Genomic DNA, 26,713 nt, shown 5'->3' with positions numbered 1-26,713 from the left:
TTAGCCTCGGCTTGTCGAGAAAACCAATTTCAATTATACGGTGTTATCCCGACTCCGTAAACAAAGCGGCTGATGATTCTTCAGCCGCTTTAACTATTCATATATTATATTATACTTATTCTGTATTTTCGCCAAGATAAATTCTTATTGTAGAGCCTTGTTTTACTTTAACGCCTGGATCCGGGGCTTGATTTATGACTTTATCCCCATTTCCGGCAATATCAAGCTTAAGATCGATGAGCTGGGTTTGCAACTCTTTTTTGCTGAGACCCACAACGTCAGGTACCTCGACCATGACGGGATCCGTCCAGACCGTTTCCTTCTCAATCTGGTTTTTCCTTGGCTTGACGCCCATGGCCCTAAGTGAATCCTCCATGATGTTCCCAACGATCGGTGCGGCTACTACCCCGCCGAATTGCACCGTCCCTTTCGGATTATCCACAGCTATATAAACGACGATTTGCGGATCATCCGCTGGAGCGACACCTATGAATGAGAGAATATAATTATTTTCAAGGTATCGGCCATTTTCAGCTTTTTGGGCAGTACCCGTTTTCCCGCCGACCCGGTACGACTCCACGAAAGCTCCTTTACCGCTGCCTTGGGCGACAACGGATTCAAGTGCTTTACGGACTTTCTTCGAGGTTGCTTCTGAAATCACCTTTTTCTTCGCCTGTGGGGTCTTTCGCATCAGCACTTCCCCATTTTTTGGGTTCACCAGTTCCTTCGCGATATAAGGTGTATACAAAGTTCCGCCATTCACAGCAGCCGATACGGCTGTCACCTGCTGAATGGGCGTTACGGCTACACCTTGTCCAAACGCAGTCGTTGCCTGCTCAACCGGACCCACTTGATCCATGTTGAACATGATTCCTTTTCCTTCTCCGGTTAAATCTATCCCCGTCTTTTGCCCAAACCCGAAATCATTTATATATTTAAACAGCTTGTCTTTACCAAGCCGGTTCCCTAATTCTACAAACCCTGGGTTACACGAGTTCTCGACGACTTCAAGAAAAGTTTGGTCCCCATGTCCTCCGCTTTTCCAGCAGTGCAGTGTAGACCCTGACACTTCCACATGTCCGGAATCATAAAAATGTTCCTTTTCTAAGTCGACCTTCCCTTCCTCAAGCGCCGCAGCAAGCGTGATGATCTTAAAAGTCGAACCTGGTTCATATATACTCCAAACTGGTAAATTACGATTATACACTTCTGAAGGTACATTTTGGAAATTGGCTGGGTCGAAGGTTGGCCTGCTGGACATTGCCAATATTTCCCCGGTATTCGGGTTCATTGCAATGGCAATTATACCATCGGGATCATATGTCGCCTCCGCATTATCGAGCTCCCTCTCCACGATTGTCTGGATTTTGCTATCGATGGTTAGCTTCAGGTTATCGCCATCAACAGGGGGCTTATAGTCATCAGCCATATTCTCGAGCCTTTTCCCTTTCGCATCCGAGTAAAATTTAACGAATCCTTTTTCCCCGCTCAGTTCCTTATCATAAGACAATTCAATACCCATCAACCCTTGATTATCGGAGCCCGTAAAGCCAAGAACATGCGAAAGGTATTCACCAAATGGGTAATGCCGCTTTGAATCTTCAGCGATATAAACACCCTTTATCCCTAATGCTTTAATTTCCTTCGCTTTTTCATGAGATATCTTTCTGCCTTCCGGAATCCTGACGCTCATCGCCTGTTTCGTTAACCATTGATAAGCCTTTTCCTTTGTCATATCCAATATTGAAGCAAGCTGTTCCGCCGTCTCCCCTGGATTCTCAATTTGCCTTGGGATGACATAGACCGTTGGTGCAGATATATTCGTTGCCAGCTCGACACCATTCCGATCGAGAATTTCTCCTCGTTTGGCTTCAAAAGGAATATTCCTGCTCCAGGAATCTTTAGCCAGCCCCGTCAACTTATCCCCAAGATAAAATTGTACAATTCCCAATCGGATATCAATGATAAAAAAAACAACGATACCGATCGCCAATGCGATTGCCAGCCGTTTTCGGACAGTAACATTCGAAACACGCAAAAACAGGCACCTCCATTTCATACATGCTTCAATATATGCTTGTCTACTCGATGCTAGACTAGAAACCTTAAAAGAAATAAAGAGGGAATCCATTTGGGATCCCCTCTTTATCTTCACTCTGTTTTCTCTTTAGTCGGTTTATCTACACCAGCCCCTTCAGGCTGGGATAATTCAATATTGATGGTTTCTCCTTCCTTTACTTTTTTCCCGGCCTCAAGACTTTGTTTACTCACATATCCAGTACCTTCAGTTTTCAGATCCAGTTTTGCAACCTTAGCCAATTTCATAACATCGCGCAGGGACCATCCCTTCATGTCAGGAACTTTCATTTCTCCTTCAGTACGCAGTATTATCTTTTCACCCTGTAAAAGTATACTCTCGGCTTTTGGGGATTGATCGAGCACTTTACGCCCACTTCCGATCGTACTTACATCATAGCCAAGTTCCTTCAGTTCTTTGACAGCTGAACTCTCGGTTTGATTCGTATAGTCTTTGATTTTATTTGCTTTTTGTTTTTTAACATCAGAAGGTTTGATGTTTAGATATTGCAGGCTATTTTGCATGACAGGATTAAATATCTCTGACAATGGATCAGCCCCAACATAAGATGCACCTAACTTCGGCTGCTTGACCGCCACATACATGACCAACTGCGGATCATCTTTTGGAGCCATGCCTAAAAAGGAGAATACATAGTTATTTTTCCCTTCTAAATATCTACCTGTCGGACCTGGAATTTGTGCGGTACCGGTTTTTCCCGCTACTTCATAACCATCAATGGCATATTTTTTCCCGGTTCCTTTTTTCGCGGAAATTACCGTTTCCAAATAATCTCGTACCTGTTTTGCAGTTTCTTCCGAAATCGGTTGCCCTGTCACTTTCGGCTTTGTCGTTTTTAAAATTTTTCCGGTATCTTGATCGGAAATGCTTTTTATCACGTATGGCCGCATCATTTTTCCGTCATTGGCTATTGCGGATGCAGCTTGGATTTGTTGAATCGGTGTAACGGTCGAACCCTGTCCAAAGGAAGTAGTCACTTTTTCAAGCTTATACTTGTATTGAATTTTACCGGTTATCTCGTTCGGCAGGTCAATTCCCGTTTTTTTATCAAATCCGAACTTGGTCAAATACTCACGAAAAGTATCCGCTCCTATCTTATCCATTGCAAGTGTAGCAAAAGCGACGTTGGAGGAACGCTGAACCCCTTCAAGAAAGGTCATGCTCTTCCCTCTTTCGATTCCGCTATGATCTCCGATTTTCCCCGATCCGGCTTTGTAGGTTCCTGCAACAAAACTTTCATTCGGATTAAAGACCCCTTCCTCAACAGCAGCGGCAAGAGTGAATGTTTTCATGGTTGAACCCGGTTCGAAGGATTCTTCAATAGCCAGGTTACGCCATGTATCCGTTAACCCGACTTTCGTTGTCGGATGGAAGGTAGGCCTTTGCCCCATCGCCACTATCTCCCCCGTTTTTGGATTGGAGACAATCGCTATGATTTGTTCGGGATCGTATTTTTCCTGTACTTTGCTCATTGAATCTTCCAAGAACGTTTGTATTTTCTTATCGATGGTCAGCATGACATCATTGCCATTATCCGGGGCAACCACCTTTTCCTTCTTATCTGGTAAAAGGAAGCCCCATGAGTCACTGTCATATGTCAGCTTCCCATCCGTTTCCTGCAATTCTTTATTGAGGTACCTTTCAATGCCGAACTTACCAGCCATTTCCTCCGTTTCTTCATCCTTTTCTACATAGCCAATCAGATGGGAGGCGAAAATCCCATTAGGATAGAAACGTTTATTGGTTCTTCCGAATGTAATTCCCGGCAGTTCCAGTTTTTCTATTTTCTGCTTGACGACCTGAGTCAAATCCTTGCCGGCACTGCCAAATTCCACCTGGTATGCCCCTTTTTTCGTAAGTCTTTCATAAATGTCCTGTTCATCCATGTCGATATATTTTGCAAGCTTACTAGCGGTCATCTCCGGATCCTTGACATGCTCGGGCTCCTTTTCACTGAGTACAGCCCTTAAGATATAGGAGGAAGTATCCTCGGCGATGACTTCACCTTTTGTATCGAGTATGCTTCCCCTTTTGGCTTCTATGACCTGTTTTTTTTCATATTTCTTGTCGATTTTCGCAGCCAGTACCTCCCCGCCTGCTGTTCCTGTCACCTGAATATACAAAAAGCGGCAGACTAATACAAAAAAGAGCAGGCCGAATAAGAAGAATAATCCGGCTGCCCCATGCTTCATATTTTTTTGTTTCTGCATTATCACTGCACACCCTTCACATTATTCTCATTTAACTTGAACCCTAGCGCTGCAGCTTTTTTCCAAATTCTTTCGTATGTACTAAGTTCAGCAACCTGCACTTTCAAATCATCATTCACTTTACCCTGTTCTTCAATCGACGTTTCCACTAGCTGGATCTCTTTATTCGTTTCATAGATGGCCGCTTGATTTGAGACAATTTTCACTCCCATAAAGGTAACCATGATAGCAAGGGCACATAGTAAGAAAACTTCACCAATGGATATCTTCGCTTTACGGATGACCACCGTTTGATGTGTCTGTTGCTGCTGTTGATCTTCATATTGCTGTTCTTGTATTTTTTTGGCTATGGAACTCATTCATGTTCCCCCTTACTGTTTTTTTCTGTAATTATTGCTTTTCGGCAATTCTTAGCTTGGCCGACCGGGAACGATTATTCCCTTCCAATTCTTCTTCCGAAGGTAAAATCGGTTTTCTCGTAATTATTTTCATGGTTGGCTTGAATTCATCCGGGATAACTGGAAGTCCAGGCGGAAGGTCAGGCATGCTACTGGCCTTTTTAAATACCGTTTTACAAATTCTATCTTCAAGTGAATGGAATGTAATGACAGATATTCTTCCCTCTTTATCCAAAAGCGATATGGCTTGCTCCAAGGAATCCTCAAAGACACCAAGTTCGTCATTCACAGCGATTCTTATTGCTTGGAACACTCGTTTCGCAGGGTGTCCGCCTTTACGTCTTGCCGGGGCCGGTATCCCATCCTTTATTAGCTCCACAAGCTCGAACGTCGTTTCAATCGGTTTTATTTCACGTGCTGCTTCAATTTTCCTGGCAATTTGTTTCGAAAACTTTTCTTCTCCATATTGGAAGAAAATTCTCAGCAAATCATGGAATGACCAAGTATTCACGACATCATAGGCAGAAATGGCAGCACTTTGGTCCATCCTCATATCCAAAGGTGCATCATGGTTATAGCTGAAACCACGCTCTGGTGTATCCAATTGTGGGGATGACACGCCTAAATCATAAAGGATCCCGTCCACTTTCTCGATTCCCCGGGCATTCAACTCTTCTTTTAAGTATTTAAAATTATTAGGAACAAGAACAATACGTTCGCCATAGCTTTCCAATTTTTCCTTAGCATTCCGAATTGCCGTTTCGTCCTGATCAAAAGCATAAAGCCTGCCTTTGTCAGAGAGCTGTGAAAGCAAGTATTCGCTGTGACCGGCTCCTCCTAAAGTACAATCCACATAAATTCCATCAGGTTTGATGTTCAATCCATCAACCGTCTCTTTTAATAACACTGTTGTATGTTGAAACATGCTAGACATCCTTCCAATCGGTTATTGAGTGACTCTATTTCTGAGGGCAGCCTTAAATATCAAAGCCAATCATATTTTCTGCTATCTCAGCGAAAGAATCCTCCGAAGCTGAAAAATAGTTTTCCCAAAGGGATTTGCTCCAAATCTCAATACGATTGGTAACACCAAGAATTACACATTCTTTTTCCAATTGGCCATATGAAGTAAGCGGCGTGGGGATATTAATTCGCCCTTGTTTATCAATTTCGCATTCTGTAGCTGCAGAAAAGAAAAAACGGGTAAAGGCTCGGGCATCTTTTTTTGTTAAGGGCAGGGCTTTCAGCTTTTCTTCAAGCAGCTTCCACTCTTCCATAGGATAACCAAATAAACATTGATCGAGTCCGCGGGTAAGGACAAATTGCTCCCCGAGATTTTCCCTGAATTTCACAGGGACTATCAAACGGCCCTTTATATCGATGTTATGATGGTACTCTCCCATGAACATACCCACTACCCCCACATTCTAATCTCAATGTACCACATTCCCCCACCTTTCTCCACTTGTTTTTACTTTCTCCTTCCAAGTAAAAATTCCCTTCTTTTCTTCTTAAGTTTATTTAGCCAAATTATTCAAAGAAACGTGCATTTCCCTCGAATGCACTCAGACTAAGACGCAGTCCCACTATTACTGTCGAAGCCCCACCTGACAAGTGCCCGGGAAACAGAAAAAAAGACAGGCTTTAGCACCTGTCTTTTTTTTACTTTTATTCTCTCCGTCAGGATTGGTAAGTGGCAACCCTATTAAAAAATGATTAGTCCGCCACTATTCCCCAAAACGGTTTCTAAATGAAAATCAATTTATGCTGATTATTGAACCGGTATTCCAGTTTCATCATATCCCGAACGAACTCTGGCCCATATTGATTCAAGTAATAAAACACGTTCCAAATCCGCTCCTGAGGTGATTCAAGAGGGTACAGTGAATTTGCTATCCGTTCATATTTCTTCAATATGACCGAATGCCGTTCCTTTGTACGGTCATCGATTTTGCCATACATGAAATTCAATTGTTTTTGGATGAATTCGATGTTTTTGTTCAACATCGGCTCAAGTCCTCTATCTAAAGAGACAGCGTGGACAAATAGCTTTTCATGGTTCTCTTCAAGCTGTGATTTCAGCGTCCCAAACAGATTGTCAATCGTCTCATCCTTCACGGAATCAAGGTAACTTTTCACTGCATTAGCGGTTCCTTCAGTCAGAACAGTTTCCAAACTGAGTTCCATTTCTTCAAGATCGCTATGGATACTGCGCTCCACCAGCGTGATGTTTAACCTAGGGATGATTGGCGGCATCTTCATGGAAAACAACTCAAATACCTTTTTTAATTCGGCCCAATAAGCTATTTCCCCTGGCCCTGAAACGAAAGCCAATACAGGGAAAAGCATTTCCTGCATAAGCGGGCGTGTAATGACATTATTGCTTAATCGTTCTGGATGGTTTTTGGCTATTTGCAAGAGTTCCAGCTCGGTAAATGATACCTCACCGTTTTTTCCGCTGAAACCGCCTTCTACACGCTCGAGTAAACATCGATCTTTTTTTTCTGGATCATAATAAAATAAATTAGCAGCATGTTTATCCATTTCAATCATTTTCGCATACCCTTTCGCATGCATGAATGATTGCTGGTCCTCGACCATTTCAGCAATCCGTCCACTTTCATTGACCATCGATTCAAAGTATGCCTTCTCAATTCGCCTTAATTCCTGATCTCCGGCATCGACTAGTAAAAGGCCATATTCTTTGAACCATTCATGAATCAGCCTGGCGAAGAAGTCGACGAAGGTATTCGATTGCTTAATGGTTTCCTTCATATCAATCAGGAGTTTATTCGTAAAGGCCGTTTCTCCATATGTTTCAATGATTTCCTCAAGCCACTTCTCTGCCTTTTCCGTTTCCAGCTCCACGTCAGAAACCATTGTTTTATACGGTTGATAGGAAGGGTAGGTTTTTTTATCGGGTTTACCGTTTTTCATGACATAAACATGATTGACTTCAGCTAAATCATGATCTTCTCCAGCTATCCAAAAAACAGGAATGACTGGCTGCCCCAATTCTTTTTCCTGTTCTTCCGCAAGCTTAATGATCGAAATCACTTTATGAATGGTATACAGCGGCCCTGATAATAACCCAGCCTGCTGTCCTCCAATCACAACCACGGAATCATCCCTGCGCAACCTTTCAATATTCCCCTTAACTGCCTCACTGAATGAAAGACGAGACATGTATTGTTGTATGTAATCCGACAATTCATCACGTGAAAAAGAGCGGTTCATCAATTCACTATATCTATTGAGATAAATGTCAGGCTTTGCTAAGTCATAGTGAAAATAATCCTCCGTTTCAAGACGGTTTTGTAAATAGTCCGATGCAAAACGGTTTAAAGATGGTAACGCGAGATCTTTCATCTCCATTTCTGTTCTCCCTTTCTCTGCAACTACAATTCTTTTTAGAGTATAACATTCCGGTTTAAGAAAACAAAAGAAGTTGCCCAGCAGCAGAAAATTGATGCGATGTTCTATGTTATGTAGTCAATATCTTCGTAATACTTGTAATTATACCGATGGAAAATAATAGAAGGTAAGCCACGAAAAAGAAGGCGAAGTTCACTCTCCAAAAACCCTTTAATACCTTATGGAATATGATTTCTTCTTTTACCTTGTAATGGACAAGGACCACCAAGAATGCATTAAGAATCATGATGAGCATGATCACCCAAAGAATTTGCTTATCCCAAATCGTAATGATCAAATAATGGACGGACAATACGAATAGCAACGTACTCATGTCCATTGCAAATTGAACGGAGCGCCTATGGTTCCCAGTGAATTGTTTGGCACTAATAAAAAAAAGTATATACCCTGCGAAAGGCAAGGTAATAAATATCGCGGCAAGGTTTGAAACTACGTACGGCACATCCTCATCCCCCCTGAGACTCTTTTCCTTTGACCATCTTATATAGAGAAGACGTCAGGCAATGACTTTTCCCTTTGCTCTTTGCCTCCAAGAGGATATGACCCAAAATGGCATCAATTTCCGTTTGACGGCCATTTTCTAAATCTTTTAGCATCGATGATCGATTTTCAGCTGTTGCCATACAAACGGACCTCACATTTTCGAATGACTCATCCTTATTTTGAACTTCCAAAATATCGGAGACTTCTTCAAAAAGGTCTTGAAACATTTGGTAATAAAAGGGGTTAGTGATCAAACCGCCATTTTCCACGCCAAGTATCGCCGTTAATGGATTTATCACTGCATTGACGACAAGCTTATCCATCAGCATCGAGTGAAAATCCTCACTCTTCGTAAAAGGAAAATGATCGATCCTTTCATCCACTAACGATAGTTGCTCAAGTTCCCCTTTAAAGGAAGCGATCCTTGTAATGCCGAGCCCTGTATGCTCGACGGTATTCCCGTCATGTTTCAATGCCCCATGCTCCACTACCCCCACATATATGATAGGGGATTGAAGCTGCTTTAAATAAGAAATATGCCCATAGCCATTCTGCAAGAATAGCAACGGAACCTGTATACCTTTGATTCTAGGCAGTATTAGCGGCAGGTGATATTGCTTGACGGCCAATATTAGAAGATCTACATCCGATATCCCTTCATCCAGACCCATAGAAATGATGCCTGTCTGCAGCCGGCTTTCACCATCCGCAATAAGACGGATTCCATCACGTTGGATGATGGACGCCTGATCCGCAGTATGGGTATAAAGAGCCACACTATGTTTTTCACTTAAATGAGACGCAAACAGCAGCCCGATGGCCCCTCCCCCAATGATTCCAATTCTCATAATACCCTTCCTTACTTTTTGAAATATATTTACTATTTTATCACATTATCTTTTTTATCCTGCATCAATTTCACATCAACAACTTTGGAAACGCCGTCAACCTGATTGCATGGAGTTTACCCGCCAACAACAAGGCTCGCCATAAAATATCAATGGAAAGAATTATTAATACGCCATTGAAGATATATTCTCTTCTTTAAGCGTTAATTTAATGGTATATTAGATACGAAAAGCTTAGCCATTTTATAGACTTTATAGGAACAAAAGATAACTCCAATCTCTACCTACGAAATATTGGAGGGAAAAGGGCGGGGGATAAAAGGCTATAAGCATTTAATCAGCTAGGATAAATCGATGATGTCATACTAGATATAACCTAAGCTGGAATTCCACATGTTAAAGATCAGTGGGATGACTTTCAAAGGGTACTATCGGAAGAGGTTTATCAGAATTAAGGGGGAGCTTTTTTATGGAATACAAGGTTGAACGATTACTTGTAAATTTTAAAACGCTTGAGGAATTCAAAAAATTCAAAGAATACGGGATACAGGAACTGTCCATGCTCGATGATTTAGAGGCTAACATCATTGAAAATGACAGCCAATCACCTTTTTACGGAATCTTTTATGGCGACAAACTTGTAGCCCGCATGAGCCTGTATAAAAGAAGCGCTAAATTTGACCGGTATTTTGACAATTCTAGGGACTTCCTTGTTCTCTGGAAACTTGAAGTCCTGCCTAACTATCAGAAAAAAGGTTATGGAAGAGCCTTGGTTGAATTCGCCAAAAGCCTGAACATGCCTATCAAAACCAACCCAAGAGTTCATTCACAAGACTTTTGGAAAAAGATGGGCTTTTCTGCTGTTTCCTATGATTTGGACAGGGACCTTGGAGAAAACCCGCTGATTTGGAGCCCATTTGACATACAAGATAAAAAAGAAATAGATACGCAGGAATAAGGAATACCAAGAAAAATGCGGGCGGATTTTCCCACCCGCATTTTTCATTTATTGACCCTTTCCAAATTGCCATTCTTATCCATTTGAAAACTCACCTTCGGATTCGTCTTTTCGTCCTCTTGTACACTAAGCTTCCTTGCACGCTCCATGATCTGCATTAACGCACGATAATCTTCCTCAACAGCTTTCAGGTTTTCTTTAAGCAAAGCATTCTCTTCCAGCAATCGGACATTTTCCTGTTCAAGAATTAGGTACCGCTCTGAAATCCGTTCTTTTTCCTTATTATCAAGCTGAAAGAATTCATCCATTTTGGTTAAATATAATATAACTTCCTGAAGGGTAATAGATTCTTTCTCTTCAAGCCGGGGGGACTTTTCTTCAATCGTGACATTTTCCACAGCCGCAACCGAATCCCTTTCCATTTCAGGATTATTGACCACCTGTTCTTTCCTTTGTTTTTTCGCCAGCTCTATCCCTGATTTATATTGCTTCCTTACAAATGAGTTCCAACGGAACCCACAAGCAGCAGATGTCCTCGATAGCTGTTTCCCCACTTCTTCAAACGCCTTTAATTGTGTACTGCCTTCTCGTATATGCCTCAGCACCACTTCAGCCAACAACAGATCCTCATCATGAGTCCATGCATCTTGTCTCGCAATCGTCATCTCTCTACCTCCTAAGCAAGTTTTAATTCATAATATGCACATGCTAGGAAAGATAGAAGATATATAGAGCGTGTAATATTTATTTTTTCTTATTTAAAAAACGATCGACTGCAGCATGATGCTCATCACTCGCCCACAGTTTAGAACATTCCCGGATTTCCGCATCCATTCTTCCTTTAAGCCCGCTACCCTGCCATTTATGGACCAGCAATCGCTTATAGGCCATCAATACCCCTGTCTCATGGCGAAGGAAATCTTCTGCGAATCTTTCCCATCCATCCGCACCTTCTCCGACTATCTCATCTACGAAACCCAATTCCTTTGCTTCCTCGGCTTTATGTATTTTTGCATCCAATAATAGCTTTAGCGCTTTTTGCCCTGATATTTTTTCAAGTAAAAGTGAAGCCCCGCCCCAGCCTGTCGTTATTCCCAGAGTACCTTGTACAAACCCCAGCTTAACTTCCCTCTTTGCTATTCTGAAATCACAAGCTGTCGCAATTTCGCACCCACCGCCTAAAGCACTTCCATTGATGAGCGCGATTGTTGGTTTTGGGAAAACTGCTAGTTTATACAGAATTTCACCCATTTTCGATAACATAGCAAAGGCCTCTTCTTCTGTGCGCAAATCCTGAAATTCCTTTAGATCCCCGCCTGAACAGAATGCCTCGGAGCCCGCCCCTGTCAGGACCAGCAACTTAACTTCAGCATCGCCTGCAGCTTCTGACAATATCGACTCGAGTTCGTCCATCAATTGATAATTCACGGCATTCCTTTTCTCCGGTCTATTAAACAGGAGCTTCATGAAACCGCGTTCATCTTTTTCAACATTAATTACTTGATCCACGTTAACACCTTCTCCGAAACCATCGGCAAACATAGATGATTCAAAATATTCTGCCAAATATATTTATAAAAAAAGCACAGAGAAAAATCCCTGCGCTTTGATTAGCGTGTTGCATCAAGAAAGCAAAGCTCTCAAGTAGGTCAAGAAATTATTTTGCGACAACTTCTTTTCCTTTATATGTTCCACATTCTTTACAAACGTGATGTGAAAGAGTCATTCCACCACAGCTCGGGCATTCTACCATACCAGGTACTTGAAGCTTGAAGTGTGTACGACGTTTTCTTTTTACAGTTTTCGACGTTCTTCTAAAAGGTACAGCCATTATTCCCACCTCCTTAAAAAATATAAAAAAGCTGGAAAAATCGGATTAACGATTTTTCGTTCCAATCAAGATTCTTTATTGTTGTCAAAAAAGTCGGCAAGCTTTGCAAATCTCGGATCAACCTTATGCTCATTTTCCTCTTCAGAAATAACAGCCCAGTCTTTCCCGGATTGAGGAGCAGCTTCATTCGAATCGACATCCTCACAAAAAACCTGCATCGGAATTTCTAGCAATAAATTTTCTTTAATTACCGGTATTAAGTCTACAACGTCACCTTCCACAACAGTGACATCGTCTCCGTAGAAATCGGCGCCATCTGCCTTTAAAAGAAAGGTTTCCTTTGTATCAATATCAATCGGATATTTAACGTCTACCAGTGTACGGGAGCAAGGTAATGTTAATTCACCTGAAAGATGCAAGTGAAAAGTAATCTCGGTCGAGCTGAAATCAGCTCTTCCTGCTACTCTGATCGGAGAAACATCGCGAATTTGCGGGTCTCTTTCTCTAATGTCCAAGACATCCACCAGTTCATCAAACCGTAAATCTTTGTCCCGAATTTTTTGAAGTTGACTAATCGTCCATTTCAATTGAAATCACCTCAAGGCAACAAAAATAATTATAGCTTTCAATTATAAGTTTGTCAATATTTTTTCTTTACACTATAATGTAGTCATCCTAACTGATTGTCTAGGTTTAAGAAACATTACAAACAAAAAAATCCGGACGATTACTTATAGTAATTTTACTTGAAATACTATTTTAGCACTAAGTTGATAAAATACAAAGTTTTTCTCTGAGGTGATCGAATGAAAGCTTGCGGTTTAGTAGTCGAATATAACCCTTTTCATAATGGACATGTTTTACATGCAAGAGAAAGTAGAGAAAAAACAGGGGCAGATGTTGTGGTCGCTGTCATGAGCGGGCCCTTTTTACAGCGTGGCGAGCCCGCTATCGTCAGCAAGTGGACCCGTGCCGAAATGGCCTTGAATGGCGGCATAGATCTTGTCATTGAACTTCCCTATGCTTTCGCGACACAGAAGGCGGAGATATTTGCAAAAGGATCTATTTCCCTTTTGGAATCCCTTGGCTGTGACTCCTTTTGCTTCGGAAGCGAAGATGGCCGAATTGAACCATTCATCACCGCCCACAGAATTCTTTCGGATAATTCCGCTGCATTCGATGCTGCAATTAAATCGGCTATGGATGCCGGTAATAGTTATCCGGCCAGTGCTGCCCAGGCTTATCGATCGATCATCAATGATGATGCGGCATTGGATTTGACGAAGCCAAATAATATTCTTGGAAAGGAGTATGTAAGTGCTGCCCTATCAAATGGCTACTCCATTCGCCCTTATACGATTCAAAGGGTCGCTGCCGGATACCATGAAACAAAATTGTCCAAAGACCCTATTGCCAGCGCAACGGGGATACGTAAAGCCATCCATGAACACAGGGAATTAAATCCTGTTTCCAGTTATATTCCTCAGCCGACAATGAATGGTCTTGAGCAATATTTAACGCGCTACCATGCCTTGCATGACTGGGAAATGTATTGGCCCCTGTTGAAATACCGAATCCTTTCTTCCTCTTTAATCGAATTGGCAGGGATATACGAAATCGAGGAAGGCATAGAACACCGAATAAAGGAGATGGCCAAACAATCTTCGAGCTTTTCTGGATTCATGGCAGATCTGAAGACAAAACGCTACACATGGACACGACTACAGCGGATGTGCGTCCACATATTGACCCATACATTAAAGGAACAGATGATTCACAATGATCAACCAGCCTATATAAGACTTCTTGGCATGAATGGCCGGGGACAAGAATATCTTCGCACTGTAAAAAAAGGTTTACCCCTCCCGCTCATCTCTAAACTTTCGTCCTATCAGAAGCAGGACATCGATACGGACTTGCGAGCGGCACAGGTGTATGCACTCGGCTTGTCCGAACCGTATCAGGCTGCCTTGATGAAACGGGAATTTGAATCTCCCATCATTTTCAAATGAAGAATGGTTTAAGCTTGGCCCGTCCATCTTTAAGAGTAAAAATCCAATCATCAAAAAAGCGCAAACAGTAGATGACTGCCTGCGCTTTTTTTCATTTTTCCTTTCCTTTCAGCTTCGCTAAATAGGCTATTGCATCATCGAAGTTGTCAACCGGTACGATCTTCATGTCCGTGTCGATATCCTTTGCTGCAATGAGTGCATCTTCATAATTCGAACCTGCTGCTCCGTTTTCATTTGGGGCAAAGAATATTTCCGCTCCAGATTTATCGGCTGCAACTATTTTCTGTTGAATTCCGCCAATTGGACCGACTGTCCCATCATCAGACATCGTTCCTGTACCCGCTATGTCATAGCCACTTGTAAGATCGCCTTTTGTTAATTGATTATAAATCTCCAATGAAAACATTAAACCAGCTGAAGGACCGCCTATTTGTTCTGAATCTATGGCAATCGCCGGTATTGTGGTCACTTTTCGATTGTCATCCAGCGAAATGCCTATTCCGACCCTATTTGGGTCATTTTTAAAAGGCTGCAATGAAAGAACGGCCGTTTTATCCGTCTCTTCCCGCTTATACACTATTTTCACTTCATCTCCAGCCTTTTTTCCGTTAATGTAGTCCATGAATTCCTGCGCAGACTTGAATTTAACGTCATCGACCTGAATGATTTGATCGCCCGCTTTCAGCTCTTTAGCTGCCGGCATTCCTTTTAGCACGTCCAAAACATATACACCCAGGTACTCGTAATCGACTTCTTTCCCTGCTTTTTCATATGCGATCTGAATGGCATTATTTTTAGAACCATCCATTAAGTGCAGCTGCCTGATATTATATTCTTCATCCGTTTCATCTTCGCTTCGAATGGAGGTTTCCGGATAAAGCTCCTGATATTTGCTCCATTTCGCCAGCATGTAGGAATATATATTCGCCCGGCCCATCCTTACAGTGGTTAACATAAAGCTTCCTTTTGCTTCATCTCCTCCGGATACCTCAATGATTGGCTCCAATTCTTTAGCCATTCCTGGTTTTGATACATAAAAAGGTAGGGAATAAAGGGCTGATGCTATGAGAAGTATAGCCACCACCAGGAAAGTGCGTACATACATTTTACGGCTCATCTTCAAAGGACTCCTTCCAAGTAACAATGCTCTGCTTAATTTGATCTATCTTTCCTCTTGCAGCTTCTTCTCCAATACTAATTATTTCCTGAACGTTTGTAAATGATTTAGAGCTGTATTTCTCAACCCTGGGGCGTATCATGACGTCTGAAGCAAACTCCCTGCTTTTAACCAGTTCCATTTGCAGGATATCGAGGCTTTGCATGATGACATCATAGATGGAGTTTATCTCCATATCCTGTTTCACGTGGGCTACATCCACACCAATTATGATGTCTGCTCCCATATCCTTCACGACTGAAACAGGAACCCTGTCAACAACGCCGCCATCAACAAGCAGTCTGTTTCCGATTTTTTCGGGAATGAAAATGCCAGGAATGGAAATGCTTGCCCTTACAGCCGGTGCGATGGGACCTTCCTGAAAAATGACTTTTTCCCCCGTTTTTATATCAGTGGCTACCACCGCCACAGGAATATCAAGTTCTTCAAATTTCTTGCCATATGTAAATACCCTGATTAAATCCTTTGTTCGTTTACCCGAAATGAAGCCCATTTTAGGTATGGTGAAGTCTAAATAATACTTTCGCTTAAATGCACGGGACAACTTATAAAGCCTCTCGATATCCGAACCCGCTCCATAAAAGGCTGCAACCATAGCTCCCATGCTGCTTCCAGCAATCATATCTATCGGAATGCCTTCTTGCTGTAATACCTTTATCACGCCAATATGTGCAAACCCCCTAGCTCCTCCTGATCCAAGTGCAAGCCCGACCTTTGGTTTCGACAAAGATATCCCTCCCGCTATAACTAGTTCAAAATATTGAAATAACACTCATTCAAAGTTATGGTCTTAAACGGATTTATAGAAGCATATTATTTATATTGACAGTGAAACAAGCATGGCAGATATAAACTATGCCAGCCAATAAAGTGCAGGGTTTCATTGAAATTCCACCGTGAGGCTCATCCTCATTTATAATGTCGGAACAATCCACATTTCATCATGCGCTTACTTTTCGAGAAAAGGAAGTTCATATTTTATTATATACGAAACGGACTGCCCTTATTTAGTAACCTTCAAGAGGAGGCTGAATTTTGCTAAAATCAAAATCTAAAACAGTACTGTTAGCTACCTCCGTCACGATGATGGCAGTTGGCTTGATCATCTTCCCCCAAGAATCCTTTGAAGCTTCCAAAGGCGGACTCAATATTTGGTGGACAATTGTGTTCCCTTCGCTTCTACCTTTCTTGATTTTCTCGGAGTTATTAATCAGTTTTGGGGTTGTCAGGTTCATTGGCGTCATGCTCGAACCATTTATGCGCCCCTTATTCCGTGTACCAGGAGTGGGCGGTTTCGTTTGGGCGATGGGACTTGCATCAGGATTTCCAGCCGGGGCGAAATACACTGTGAGGCTTCGTCAGGAAGAACAATTGACCCGCATTGAAGCTGAAAGACTCGTTTGTTTTACTAATTCATCTAATCCATTGTTCCTGTTCGTTGCCGTTGCCGTCGGGTTTTTCCACAATCCTCATTTAGGGATCATCCTTGCACTTTCCCACTACCTAGGAAATTTTTGTGTAGGCATCATCATGCGTTTTTACCGTTGGAAAGAAGAAAAATCCCATACTAAAGTAATGACCAAGCTCCCCTCCATAAGACAAGCTTTTAGCCAAATGCATCGAACCAGAATAAAAGAAACAAGACCATTTGGCAGTTTACTCGGAGATGCGGTACTCTCATCCATCCAAACCCTATTAATGATCGGGGGGTTCATCATTCTCTTTTCGGTGGTGAACAAGCTTTTATTTCATATGAACATTACCGGATTGCTAGCATCGTGGGTCGGAGGAATTTTACATATTTTTAATTTCCCGGATTCCTTAAGCCTCCCCTTCATATCAGGCATGTTTGAAATGACCCTTGGTTCAAAATTAACCAGTACGGTCGAAGATGCGACACTCTTTCAGCAAACTGTGATGACAAGTTTCATCTTAGCTTTCAACGGTTTCAGCATCCAAGCGCAAGTTGCCAGCATCATTGCCGCAACAGACATTCGTTTCACTCCCTTTTTTCTGGCTAGGATAGCACATGGCCTTCTGGCATCCATTATTACCATCTTGCTTTGGGAACCATTCTATAAAGGCAATATGTACAGTGGCAGCCCGTTAAACGCATTCCCAGTCAGCGGATCCGGTGAACACGCGAATTCCCTATATCAGAACATGCTTGATTTCGGCCCCATTCTAACACTTTTGTTTTTGATCCTATATATCATCATATTTACCAAAAGGCTATTCAAAAGCCTTTCTTAAACCGAAAAAAAGAGCATTGCGCGTAGGCAATGCTCTTTTTTTCTATCCTTTCAGTTCCTTGTACTTTTTGGCCAGGGCTTTCTGGACGACGCTTGGCACTAGTTCGGAGATATCCCCGCCATACTTCGCTACCTCTTTCACGATACTCGAACTCAAGAAAGAATATTGATTTTTCGTCATGATAAAGAATGACTCTATTTTATTGTTTAGGAATCGGTTCATCGAAGTTCCCTGCATTTCATATTCAAAGTCGGAAGTCGCCCTCAATCCCCTGATAATGGCATTCGCGGAAACGCTTTCAGCATAGTCGACCGTCAATCCCTGATAGAAATCCACTTTAACATTCGGCATATGGGCAGTCGCCTCAGTAATCAATTCCAGTCTCTCCTCCACTGTAAAAAGTGAATTTTTCGCTGAATTGTTCACGATGACCACATATACCTCATCAAAAACATTCGCTCCCCTTTGAATGATATCAAGATGACCAAATGTTATTGGATCAAAACTCCCCGGACAAATCGCTATTTTGGACATTCATAGTTCCCCCTGTTCGTGTACGTTTCCCCATTGATAAATCGTAACGGCAATGACGCCATAAACTTCTTTTCTCTTAACGGTAAAGTCACCAACTTTTTCTGGCAATGTAACATCATGGCCATGCTCACAAACAATGTATCCCATATCGTTCAGCAATCGGTATTTATGTATTTCTTCAAGAATCTCGACTAGCTTTTGTTTCTTATAAGGTGGATCAAGAAAAATCAATTCAAAAGTCATTTCCCTTTTCACCAAAGCCTTCAGTGCACGCTCTGAATCATTTTTATAAACTTCTGCCCGGTCTGAAAACTTGCATAGTTCCAAATTGGCCTTAACCGTTTGATTTGCTTTAAAATCCCGGTCGACAAATATGGCTTTATCCATGCCTCTGCTTAACGCTTCAATTCCCAGTCCACCGCTCCCGGCAAATAAGTCGAGGACCAGCCCTCCTTCGAAATAAGGACCAATCATATTGAAAATGGATTCCTTGACTTTATCAGTAGTCGGCCGGGTTCCTGTACCCGGTACAGCCTTAAGTGGTCTTCCTTTGCAAATTCCGGAAACGACCCTCATAATCCTCACCACATTTTATGACAAATTTCTGTTACTTTCCTATCCTAACATATTAGAAAAAGCTAGCCAATATTTAAACCCATTTGGCTTCATTTCCAAGATGAAAACCAACGTATCATTTCGGTCCATGGATTCTTTTTATAAATCTTTTACATTTTGAATAATAAAGTGGTTTTTGGCAATAATGTGAATAACAACATTCCTTTTTAGGTGTTGTTGCCAACCGCGGAGAAGGCTTACGTTTCCCCATAAGCTCTTCCTCCGGTTTCTCCTCTCCCTTTGCCTTCTGGTCCTTAGTTAGACATAGAAGGACCCTGCATATTTTTGCAGGGCTTTTTTTATTGTTAAATCTCTGATATCTAAGTGTCTTTGTCATGCTTCGTCAATGAAGTTGTCCTTCTCTTTTATGAGGGATAATGATAAAGTAATGAATAATAAGTTAGTTAGGAGAGGTTTAATTGATTCAACGTTTTATTGAAATTGGACAAGGATATTCCGATATATATGAGTTGCTGGAAGTAGGACGCAATCAGAAACATCGAGTTGCAAGACTTATGGCCATGCATACTACTATAAATGATAAAAAGGTCACGTCATTGGTGATCGTCATGCAGCCCACAGATCCCGGGAAATTCCAGCCGCTTTACATTTGCCGTGAAGGTATACCTAACCCTCATGAGACAAAAAACAAACGCTATGAGCTTTTTGAGAACTTGGCGGAGGAACTGGATAGACCGATTATTGAAATCGACGTGAAACCTTCGGTGCTCTTCGCAGAAATCGAGTTGTACTACCAACACTTAATCGGCATTTTGCGAATGAATAGGTATCTGCCCCCATTAGGCTGATTGATCCCCCTGAATTGAAAAAAGCTGACTCCGCATGAGTCAGCTTTTTTTAAATTCCCATTTTATAATCATATTCTTTCGCTTTATCCGGTTTGGAGTTTTCGAACTCCACCTTCAAAAAAGGCTTGTAAGAAAGGTCCACTTTTTTAACGAACGAATAATTATTCAGCTTTTCCACTAGTGGTTCCACTTCATCCATATTCGTATAAAGCACAACATATTTCAACTTTTTTGAAACATAATGGATATTTCCAAATTTCCTAAGCATTTTGGCTTGTTTTAATGTATGTAAATAGACGATGATTCCCTGTCTCGCTCCAAGCATATCAATAACTCCCTTTTATAAAGGTTTTAACTAAGTGTAGCATAGCAGAATCTTTACTTTCAACCAAGAAAAAAGATTATAAACGAAATTCTCTCACTATTATGAATATACACACTGTGAAGGGAGCGTAACAAACGATGGATTTAAACCAAATTTGGCATCAATTTATTGTTCATCTATTAGATAATGATGAAATTACCCAAGCTTCGATAAAAAAGATCACAGGTATACCATTTTTATATATCCATTACCATCCGGCTCAAAATGATAATAGTAAGCTTTCTTTTTTAATAAAAAAAGCCGCAAGCCTTTCCATGCGCGGCAAGCAGCTTCATTGTGAAACCATCTTCGTACGGCAGGAAGAACATTTATATGTATTCCGGCATCGTTTTTATGTGCCGCAGCAAAAGATGTTTTGCTGCGGCAACCTATGTCCGGATTGTATTTTATATCGCAGTTAATCGCTTCATCACGTATCCGGAATATAATCTTTATACATGCATCGGTTCATTGACCGAAGTCTTGACGTAGGTTCTTTACATGACACAGCCACCGAACTCCGTAGTAATGTCGAATTTCGATGGCTGCATTCAATATACCGGCCTATTGTTCACAATCTGGCCATTACCTTAAGCAGAGCAACCGCAGCTTCCGCCGGTTCCGCAGCTTCCCGTTGAACATCCACCGGATGAAACAAAAAATGGATTCCCCGCTGGAGTTTTGACTTGTTCAGAAACCGCTCGGCCAATCCTTCCGCTTATTTCATCAAGAACGGATTGCAATTCGGTCTCAGCCCGCTTAAACTCAGCAACGGCAGGGTGCATATCCATGTCTCGTTTTGCTTGCCTGGTTTCTAAATTGATGCGTTTATAATCCGGATGATATTTACCGAACCTTTGAACATCTTCAAATAGATCCTTTAGCGAAGTAAACTTGGAAATTTTCCGCTGGGCCTCTTTGTCGCTTTGTAATTTATATAAACTAAGGAGGTATTCTTCCCCTATTTCAGAATGAAGGATCATTTCAGCTAATCCATCAGCCTGTTGTAAAATGTCGATGATTTCCATAGTAGCAAGCATTAACAAGCTCACCTCCACAACCATTTTACCATTTCTCCCTTTTAGATGCTAATGGTTTGATTAAATCGAGGAAGTGATATGTACCTCAATCTCTTTTTGCAGCCCTGTTTTTTCTCCTGAACCATTCAAAATCTCCAGCTTAATTTTATGCTTGCCATTCGGGACTTCCTTTAAGATAAATGCTGCCGTTTTCATATCGACTTTCTTTTGATTATCAATAAATACGGACACAGTTGCCAACTGTTCTGGATTTGATTCAGAAAAACCATAGTTTTTCAAGTAGCACTCTACATAGACAGAGTTGCCTTTTACAAAAGTTTTTACCCTAAAGTCCTCATCTGAATTTCGGATGCTCGATACAGTGGTGGCAGCTTTATGTGTAGAAACACCCTGCATGGCTACTCCTGAATTTTCAGGTTCCGGTATTTTCTTCCCACAACCCGAAACTGCCATCAACACTGTTAGAGCCAATATTAACTTTCTCATTCCATCGTCCCCCTTTTGCCTTTATTGTTCGCCAAAAGGAGTAATTTACTCTTTTTTTCTTCATTCACTTGAAACATTCATCGCTTGAAACATATGAAGCATCATGGAGGCTACCTGAACGCTTTCCGAAAATTTAGAGACCCGATGCGGAATCGACTTTTCAAAATAATATTTCGCCTCGGTTTCAAACACATCCACTTCATGGGGATTACGCATTAACCTTCTGTACCATCCAGGCTGAACCCTCAAGTAATTTCGCATATCTTCGTTTGTTTGGATGAATTCATATATATTCTGACGCATGAAAAACCCTCCTTAATCTTTTGTGAATAAAAAAGGGTTAGCTCTCTGCTCTTTTTCTTTTGGGGGAGGACTTGTATCACCTGATTTATTCCCTTGGAAAGCAGATAGCACTCCTTGGATTGCACCGATAGCCTGATTGGCATTCGTAATATATTGTTGAATCTGCCCCATATCCATATTTTTAACTGCACTCATTAACGAACCGATCAACTCAGTGCTTTGGTCTCCCTTTTCCACCGGCGGTGATGGGGATTCTGCATTCATTTTGGACTCACCCACACTGCCGTCAGCCTGCCAGCGTGGATGATCATCTCCGAGTAAATACCACTCTTCAAAAAGTTCCTGCCATGTTGCTTGTTTGCTTCTCACTTCATTTACTAAATGAGGATGCTCCTTTACAAACTCACGAAATCGATCCACGGAGGGCCGTTTTCTTTTTGCCATTACTCTCACCTCACACTTAGACATCGCCTATTGCACCATATGCTCAAGGTAAATAAAAAGTGCATCACATTTCATTTTAAATCCAAATGGATTTTCCAAAAGGAGGTAATGAATGTGTTTCAATCAAAGACCTCCAAAACCTAGCTGAATCTGCAGATGAAACAGAGTTATCTGATTTATCGGGAATTGTTTCAGGGTTAAAAGCCAAAGTAGAGCAAGGGAACCGCTCTTATTTTTCAATCCTGCTGCAATTAAATAAAGATGGAAGCAAACAAGGGACAAGATTCGACTTTAAGCTCAACGGTTCCAAAAGGGTATGCTACCTTTACTGCAGATGTCCAAGTTCGTTACGTAAAACCCTTCATCGGCTGATTTCGTGCCACGCAAATTAATACATAGGCAAACGATCATCATTGAGGGGAAGGTCCACCGTAATGATGGATGGGGAACTTTTCGCTATATCCAGAACAAGAAAACGGACCCAAATCGGATCCGTTTTTTTATCTCTTTATGAAATTCTGAGTGTAATACTTTTTATATACCCCGACGCCCAGACCTGTAAATTCCTCGTTCAGCATCGCATCCCGATGACCTTTGCTATTTAGCCAGCCTTCCATGACTGCAGCTGCATCCACATAATTAGCCGCTATATTTTCACCTGCTGTCCTGTATTTTACATGACCTGAATCGAGACGCTTTTCCAAATCCCCATTTGTTTCGGAAACATGGGTTCCTTCAGGTGCGTCCGTCATTTCCCGGCTATGAAGATAGGCAACCCTTGCTGTTGGAGCATCCCATTCTAAAGGCTCCAAATCAAACCGGCTGCGCATTATATTCGTAATATCGAATATTTGCTGCTCATTGCCATCTTCCACTTTCGCCATGTCTTCCTCTGAAAGATCCTTAACTGTCACAAACTCACCATGATAGGTTAACTCATACGGCTGTTGTTTCAATAGGGTCGAATCATTCAAAAATCGGATGCTTGAAACAGTCCCTGTGAATTTATCCAAATAAAGCTGAACATTAATATTCCCTAAATCAATCAACGGTCTCATGTTCATATCTTCCTCCGACAATTCAAAACGATAGGAACTGTCACCAACTTCAATATCAACAGTTGGTTCCACATATAAGCTGGAATAGATGGCATCAATCGATTGTCCAATTTTAAAAGGAGCGACATTCACCTCATCACCGATTCCATAAGCAGATACCACTTTTTCATTTTCAACGGCTAATTGAAAATAATTATTATAACTCTTTTTATAAACCCACCATTCATATCCATAGGCGGACATATCAATTCGATCTGGCTTACCGTATTCCTTTTCTATCTCTTTTGCATTTTTCCCGATTGTTACTGCCAGACCTTCTGTCACTTCAGTAACCCCTTCCTTTTCAGAGGAAGGGCTTTTATCATTTATATGTCCATTGGGGTTAACACCTTTGTTACCATCAATAAGAGGGTTCCCTTCATCTTCATCGCCGATATTGAGATAAATACCGATTACGAAAAAAATAACGATTAACACCAACACCTTACCTAAATTGCGCAGAGGAACACTCCCTCTCTCTATCTAATTTATGTATCCAATGCAAAAAACCTTTCTTTCCTGATTATATCACTGTTCAATCATAATTTTCTAATTTACGATAGACTGCCCCTTCATTAAATTTATTTAAAAAATGGAACTTTTGTGAATGATTGAAATACCATGGTTGAGTTCATTGCAACTTCCACCATTTCGTACTATTATAAAATATAGGATAAAATGGTATATTATAAACATACTTGGAGATTTTTAATATATTCATGTACATAATATTTTCCCGGTATGTCATTTTAATTCTCAATAGTAAACATAGGAGGTACTACTCGTGAAATTTGAACGCTTTGGAATCGAAAACATCACAGCCGACTTAAACCGATTAGATGACCTAATGCCGCAATATGGTTTAATACGTGCAGAACAATGGGATTACGAAAGAGTCAGTTACGATCGTAAGTTCGAATTAAAAGAAGGCACGTTTTACCTGAGAATACTTGGCTATGCTACAGAGGGCGATGTAGGCTCTCACAGGGCCGTCATTAAGCTTATGGTCCCTCTATTAGGAAAACACTATTATCCACACGGACTTGAATATGGTGAAGGAGAGGATTTCCCTGCATCACTAGTTAAACAAAGTGAAAAAATCCTCACTCAAATCAAAGAAGAACTTACACAATTCAACGGCCTGTAAAAGCCGTAAGTTAAAAGTGAGGTACAAAGAGAGAGGATCATGTGTGATGCTCTCTCTTTTTCGTATCCATTACAAAAGCCTGATGCTTTTTTGCACCAGGCTTTTTCGTTATTTTAAAATCCTAGGATCGCCTTTATTAAAGATGTTGTTTCGCCGCCATGATAAATGACATAAAGCAGGATGTAAACAGCTACTCCTGTAATCCCAGTGAAAAACCAAATGATGCTGGTAGCAGGTCCGATTTTTTTATGAATGGCGAATTCACCTTTAAAACCAGTGGTAAGCATGATGATCCCCAAAACTGCTCCAGTTGTCGCAAGCGTTATATGGAAGATCAAAAAAATCGTATAATAAATCTTAATGTCATCGGGTCCGCCAAATGACGTACTGCCAATGAAGACCGTCCGGGAAAGATATATGGTGAAAAAGATTACCGCAAAAACCGCAGCTGCCATCATGGTTTTCTTATGGGTCTCGATTTTGCGTTGTTTAATTTGATACCAGCCTATTGCAACAGTGATGGCACTTAATACAATGAAAGCTGTACTTATCGTTGGAAGGATTGGTAAAGACATATGTATTGTAGTCCTCTCTATATTTATTAATCAACTACCATTTTATAAGAGGCAATCATAAAATTCAATAAAATCAAGGATTATTAACAGAATGCTCACTTTTATAGAATAGCCAAGTCGAATCACTGGCTATTTGCTTAAAATCAAATATTAGGCAAAGGCAAATAAAAGACTTGTCCGCCCCAAGACAAGTCTTTTATCGTACAATTATTCTACAGTCTGAAAATCCGAAGGTATCGGATCGATATCATTTTGGCCGCCATTCTCCTTTTTGAACCAAGCAAAGAAAATGACACCCAATACATAGCCTAAAACGATTTCTTGGATTACCTTCATCAGAACCCCGCCAAGCTGTTGATCCTCAAGCAATGGCAGTCCATTGAACATTTCCGGGCCACTGAGCGTTAAGCCGGACAGCGCTGAAGCCGGGACGCAAAGTTCCATGGCACTGGCCCAAGATTCTGCATTGGTGAATGTATCATACATCGGATCATTAGCAAAAATGATCAAAGCGCAAGCAGGGGTCATTAAAATGCCACTGCCGAAAATATAAGCTACTTTTTTCACACCTGACAGACTTTCACGTTCCGGAAGTTGATTGACAAGCGGGAACCACATCAAAACAGCGGTAGTAAATAAAAGGACCGTGTATCCGGCATGAAACCACATCCCCGTTTTGATAAAGTCGAACACTAACGGGATATGGTACAACGAGAAAAGAACATTAAATACTAAAAGGGCGATAAGAGGTCTCGTGAAAAATTGAAATAACGGCTTCACTCCCCTTGAGTTTATGAAAGTTCTCATAAGCCAATCCGGAATCGCTATGATAAATAAAGGCGGAATCACGAGATAGAGCAGTGCCATTTGAAACATGTGGGCACTGAACATGATATGGCTCAATAAATCCAGCGGTGATCCTTTTACTGCATATAGAAGGAACATGGCTATCAAAAAATAAGTTGCCTGTTTTACTGTTAGCGCTGAACTGCCCGAAAACTTCTCCCTTTTTTTTGTCACCAGCCAAAAATAGCCAACGGTTATAAGTACGAGGACGGCAAAATAATAAGGACTCCACAAAGCGCGAAATCCGAAAATATCAATAGACAAAAAAATCACCTCGTTCATAAACTTTTTCTTACTTTCATTATACCTAAAATGAAACATGGTAACAAATATAGATAAACTTGGATTCTTTTTCTAGCTAATCAACACATAAAGAAAACCGGCTATCATTCAATAGCCGATTTCCTTTATGGTTTATAACCAAACAATCGTTGTGAACACAAGGACAGTTATCAAGCCGACTGCAAGGCCGGAAAATAAGAACAATGCAATGGTGCCATGCCCTTTATGCTTCATATGCATGAAATAATACAATTGGAAAATCACTTGTACAACTGCCAGCAGCAAAATGACTGGTTTAATGAACCAATGGGAAAACCCCTCGATCCCTACAGCTGCAAAAGCAAGTAATGTAAAGAAAATCATAAGTGTAAATGATATCACTTGGTGTTTCATCTCTTCAGCATTTTTCTTACGGCGATATTTTAAATCGACATTCGGGTTCGCTGAATTTGATTGTTCATTCGCCAT

Annotated in this window: 31 protein-coding genes; 6 read left to right on the top strand and 25 right to left on the bottom strand. The window is 41.2% G+C overall.

Annotation, left to right across the window (positions count from 1 at the left end; all coding sequences use genetic code 11):
* Window positions 1–115: 115 nt before the first annotated feature.
* The 8 genes from ABC374_RS06355 to ABC374_RS06320 all read right to left on the bottom strand — a co-directional run bounded on the left by ABC374_RS06355 (window position 116) and on the right by ABC374_RS06320 (window position 9,472).
* Window positions 116–2,038, bottom strand: a complete 1,923-nt coding sequence (locus ABC374_RS06355) for a stage V sporulation protein D (RefSeq protein WP_137018800.1) — start codon at window positions 2,036–2,038, stop codon at window positions 116–118.
* 113 nt (window positions 2,039–2,151) lie between these two features.
* Complete coding sequence (locus ABC374_RS06350) at window positions 2,152–4,308, bottom strand: penicillin-binding protein (RefSeq protein ID WP_413016539.1); 2,157 nt, start codon at window positions 4,306–4,308, stop codon at window positions 2,152–2,154.
* 2 nt (window positions 4,309–4,310) lie between these two features.
* Entirely contained in the window at window positions 4,311–4,667 is a 357-nt protein-coding gene (ftsL, locus tag ABC374_RS06345; RefSeq protein ID WP_101224576.1) for a cell division protein FtsL, read from the bottom strand.
* A 31-nt stretch (window positions 4,668–4,698) separates the two neighbouring features.
* Window positions 4,699–5,631: a 16S rRNA (cytosine(1402)-N(4))-methyltransferase RsmH gene (gene rsmH / locus ABC374_RS06340; RefSeq protein WP_034313911.1), complete on the bottom strand. Its 933-nt coding sequence runs from the start codon at window positions 5,629–5,631 to the stop codon at window positions 4,699–4,701.
* Between the two features lie 52 nt (window positions 5,632–5,683).
* Complete coding sequence (gene mraZ / locus ABC374_RS06335; RefSeq protein ID WP_034313914.1) at window positions 5,684–6,115, bottom strand: division/cell wall cluster transcriptional repressor MraZ; 432 nt, start codon at window positions 6,113–6,115, stop codon at window positions 5,684–5,686.
* Between the two features lie 337 nt (window positions 6,116–6,452).
* Window positions 6,453–8,081 carry a bacillithiol biosynthesis cysteine-adding enzyme BshC gene (gene bshC, locus ABC374_RS06330; protein ID WP_413016536.1) on the bottom strand — a complete coding sequence of 543 codons (1,629 nt, stop codon included), beginning with the start codon at window positions 8,079–8,081 and terminating at the stop codon, window positions 6,453–6,455.
* 109 nt (window positions 8,082–8,190) lie between these two features.
* Window positions 8,191–8,583, bottom strand: a complete 393-nt coding sequence (locus tag ABC374_RS06325) for a DUF3397 domain-containing protein (RefSeq protein WP_350301946.1) — start codon at window positions 8,581–8,583, stop codon at window positions 8,191–8,193.
* 4 nt (window positions 8,584–8,587) lie between these two features.
* Complete coding sequence (locus tag ABC374_RS06320; RefSeq protein ID WP_413016534.1) at window positions 8,588–9,472, bottom strand: 2-dehydropantoate 2-reductase; 885 nt, start codon at window positions 9,470–9,472, stop codon at window positions 8,588–8,590.
* A 469-nt stretch (window positions 9,473–9,941) separates the two neighbouring features.
* Between ABC374_RS06320 and ABC374_RS06315 the strand changes: the two genes are divergently transcribed.
* Window positions 9,942–10,430: an N-acetyltransferase gene (locus ABC374_RS06315; protein ID WP_101224571.1), complete on the top strand. Its 489-nt coding sequence runs from the start codon at window positions 9,942–9,944 to the stop codon at window positions 10,428–10,430.
* Between the two features lie 44 nt (window positions 10,431–10,474).
* Here ABC374_RS06315 and ABC374_RS06310 read toward each other — a convergent pair whose 3' ends face one another.
* From ABC374_RS06310 to ABC374_RS06295, 4 genes are all read right to left on the bottom strand, one after another.
* Window positions 10,475–11,095 (bottom strand): RsfA family transcriptional regulator, encoded by a 621-nt coding sequence (locus tag ABC374_RS06310; protein ID WP_413016531.1) that lies wholly within the window; start codon window positions 11,093–11,095, stop codon window positions 10,475–10,477.
* Between the two features lie 79 nt (window positions 11,096–11,174).
* Window positions 11,175–11,939 carry an enoyl-CoA hydratase/isomerase family protein gene (locus ABC374_RS06305; RefSeq protein WP_350301943.1) on the bottom strand — a complete coding sequence of 255 codons (765 nt, stop codon included), beginning with the start codon at window positions 11,937–11,939 and terminating at the stop codon, window positions 11,175–11,177.
* Between the two features lie 148 nt (window positions 11,940–12,087).
* Entirely contained in the window at window positions 12,088–12,261 is a 174-nt protein-coding gene (gene rpmF, locus ABC374_RS06300) for a 50S ribosomal protein L32 (protein WP_034313929.1), read from the bottom strand.
* A gap of 65 nt (window positions 12,262–12,326) precedes the next feature.
* A complete protein-coding gene (locus ABC374_RS06295; RefSeq protein ID WP_413016529.1) occupies window positions 12,327–12,848 on the bottom strand; it encodes a YceD family protein in 522 nt (173 codons plus the stop codon).
* A gap of 219 nt (window positions 12,849–13,067) precedes the next feature.
* On the opposite strand from ABC374_RS06295, the gene ABC374_RS06290 reads away from it, so the two are divergent.
* The gene (locus ABC374_RS06290) at window positions 13,068–14,273 is read left to right on the top strand and encodes a nucleotidyltransferase (RefSeq protein WP_413016527.1); all 1,206 of its coding nucleotides are present in this window, start codon (window positions 13,068–13,070) and stop codon (window positions 14,271–14,273) included.
* A 91-nt stretch (window positions 14,274–14,364) separates the two neighbouring features.
* On the opposite strand, the gene ABC374_RS06285 is transcribed toward ABC374_RS06290, so the two are convergent.
* Window positions 14,365–15,390, bottom strand: a complete 1,026-nt coding sequence (locus ABC374_RS06285; RefSeq protein ID WP_413016525.1) for a SepM family pheromone-processing serine protease — start codon at window positions 15,388–15,390, stop codon at window positions 14,365–14,367.
* Window positions 15,380–16,177 carry a patatin-like phospholipase family protein gene (locus ABC374_RS06280; RefSeq protein ID WP_137018809.1) on the bottom strand — a complete coding sequence of 266 codons (798 nt, stop codon included), beginning with the start codon at window positions 16,175–16,177 and terminating at the stop codon, window positions 15,380–15,382. The genes ABC374_RS06285 and ABC374_RS06280 overlap by 11 nt, the downstream gene beginning before the upstream one ends.
* 308 nt (window positions 16,178–16,485) lie before the next feature.
* On the opposite strand from ABC374_RS06280, the gene ylbJ reads away from it, so the two are divergent.
* On the top strand, window positions 16,486–17,703 hold the full coding sequence (ylbJ, locus tag ABC374_RS06275) for a sporulation integral membrane protein YlbJ (protein WP_413016523.1): 1,218 nt from the start codon (window positions 16,486–16,488) through the stop codon (window positions 17,701–17,703).
* 42 nt (window positions 17,704–17,745) lie between these two features.
* On the opposite strand, the gene coaD is transcribed toward ylbJ, so the two are convergent.
* Both coaD and rsmD read right to left on the bottom strand, forming a co-directional pair.
* Window positions 17,746–18,237 (bottom strand): pantetheine-phosphate adenylyltransferase, encoded by a 492-nt coding sequence (gene coaD / locus ABC374_RS06270; protein ID WP_350301939.1) that lies wholly within the window; start codon window positions 18,235–18,237, stop codon window positions 17,746–17,748.
* Window positions 18,238–18,813 (bottom strand): 16S rRNA (guanine(966)-N(2))-methyltransferase RsmD, encoded by a 576-nt coding sequence (rsmD, locus tag ABC374_RS06265; RefSeq protein WP_034313946.1) that lies wholly within the window; start codon window positions 18,811–18,813, stop codon window positions 18,238–18,240.
* Window positions 18,814–19,271: 458 nt separating this feature from the next.
* Between rsmD and ABC374_RS06260 the strand changes: the two genes are divergently transcribed.
* Window positions 19,272–19,661 carry a DUF7147 family protein gene (locus ABC374_RS06260; RefSeq protein WP_350301938.1) on the top strand — a complete coding sequence of 130 codons (390 nt, stop codon included), beginning with the start codon at window positions 19,272–19,274 and terminating at the stop codon, window positions 19,659–19,661.
* 49 nt (window positions 19,662–19,710) lie between these two features.
* Here ABC374_RS06260 and ABC374_RS06255 read toward each other — a convergent pair whose 3' ends face one another.
* A complete protein-coding gene (locus ABC374_RS06255; RefSeq protein WP_048684554.1) occupies window positions 19,711–19,986 on the bottom strand; it encodes a YlbG family protein in 276 nt (91 codons plus the stop codon).
* 137 nt (window positions 19,987–20,123) lie between these two features.
* Between ABC374_RS06255 and ABC374_RS06250 the strand changes: the two genes are divergently transcribed.
* Window positions 20,124–20,447 carry a hypothetical protein gene (locus ABC374_RS06250; protein ID WP_350301937.1) on the top strand — a complete coding sequence of 108 codons (324 nt, stop codon included), beginning with the start codon at window positions 20,124–20,126 and terminating at the stop codon, window positions 20,445–20,447.
* Between the two features lie 168 nt (window positions 20,448–20,615).
* On the opposite strand, the gene ABC374_RS06245 is transcribed toward ABC374_RS06250, so the two are convergent.
* From ABC374_RS06245 to ABC374_RS06225, 5 genes are all read right to left on the bottom strand, one after another.
* The gene (locus tag ABC374_RS06245; RefSeq protein WP_063232132.1) at window positions 20,616–21,065 is read right to left on the bottom strand and encodes a YlbF/YmcA family competence regulator; all 450 of its coding nucleotides are present in this window, start codon (window positions 21,063–21,065) and stop codon (window positions 20,616–20,618) included.
* 60 nt (window positions 21,066–21,125) lie between these two features.
* The gene (locus ABC374_RS06240; RefSeq protein WP_413016520.1) at window positions 21,126–21,551 is read right to left on the bottom strand and encodes a hypothetical protein; all 426 of its coding nucleotides are present in this window, start codon (window positions 21,549–21,551) and stop codon (window positions 21,126–21,128) included.
* A 60-nt stretch (window positions 21,552–21,611) separates the two neighbouring features.
* Window positions 21,612–21,854: a YlbE-like family protein gene (locus tag ABC374_RS06235; RefSeq protein ID WP_350301935.1), complete on the bottom strand. Its 243-nt coding sequence runs from the start codon at window positions 21,852–21,854 to the stop codon at window positions 21,612–21,614.
* 12 nt (window positions 21,855–21,866) lie between these two features.
* Complete coding sequence (locus ABC374_RS06230) at window positions 21,867–22,298, bottom strand: YlbD family protein (RefSeq protein WP_350301934.1); 432 nt, start codon at window positions 22,296–22,298, stop codon at window positions 21,867–21,869.
* A 500-nt stretch (window positions 22,299–22,798) separates the two neighbouring features.
* Window positions 22,799–23,833, bottom strand: coding sequence for a CAP domain-containing protein (locus ABC374_RS06225; protein ID WP_413016517.1), 1,035 nt, complete (start codon window positions 23,831–23,833; stop codon window positions 22,799–22,801).
* Window positions 23,834–24,179: 346 nt separating this feature from the next.
* On the opposite strand from ABC374_RS06225, the gene ABC374_RS06220 reads away from it, so the two are divergent.
* The gene (locus tag ABC374_RS06220) at window positions 24,180–24,542 is read left to right on the top strand and encodes a YugN family protein (RefSeq protein ID WP_350301931.1); all 363 of its coding nucleotides are present in this window, start codon (window positions 24,180–24,182) and stop codon (window positions 24,540–24,542) included.
* Between the two features lie 113 nt (window positions 24,543–24,655).
* On the opposite strand, the gene ABC374_RS06215 is transcribed toward ABC374_RS06220, so the two are convergent.
* From ABC374_RS06215 to ctaF, 3 genes are all read right to left on the bottom strand, one after another.
* Window positions 24,656–25,117 carry a DUF420 domain-containing protein gene (locus tag ABC374_RS06215; RefSeq protein WP_413016515.1) on the bottom strand — a complete coding sequence of 154 codons (462 nt, stop codon included), beginning with the start codon at window positions 25,115–25,117 and terminating at the stop codon, window positions 24,656–24,658.
* Window positions 25,118–25,324: 207 nt separating this feature from the next.
* On the bottom strand, window positions 25,325–26,227 hold the full coding sequence (ctaG, locus tag ABC374_RS06210) for a cytochrome c oxidase assembly factor CtaG (RefSeq protein ID WP_413016513.1): 903 nt from the start codon (window positions 26,225–26,227) through the stop codon (window positions 25,325–25,327).
* Between the two features lie 150 nt (window positions 26,228–26,377).
* Window positions 26,378–26,713: a cytochrome c oxidase subunit IVB gene (ctaF, locus tag ABC374_RS06205; protein WP_048684534.1), complete on the bottom strand. Its 336-nt coding sequence runs from the start codon at window positions 26,711–26,713 to the stop codon at window positions 26,378–26,380.

The sequence above is a fragment of the Peribacillus phoenicis genome (genome assembly GCF_047238085.1).
Taxonomy (GTDB): Bacteria; Bacillota; Bacilli; order Bacillales; family DSM-1321; genus Peribacillus.
Note: the sequence above shows the minus strand (reverse complement) of the source record. Positions and strands in the feature narration are given on the sequence as shown.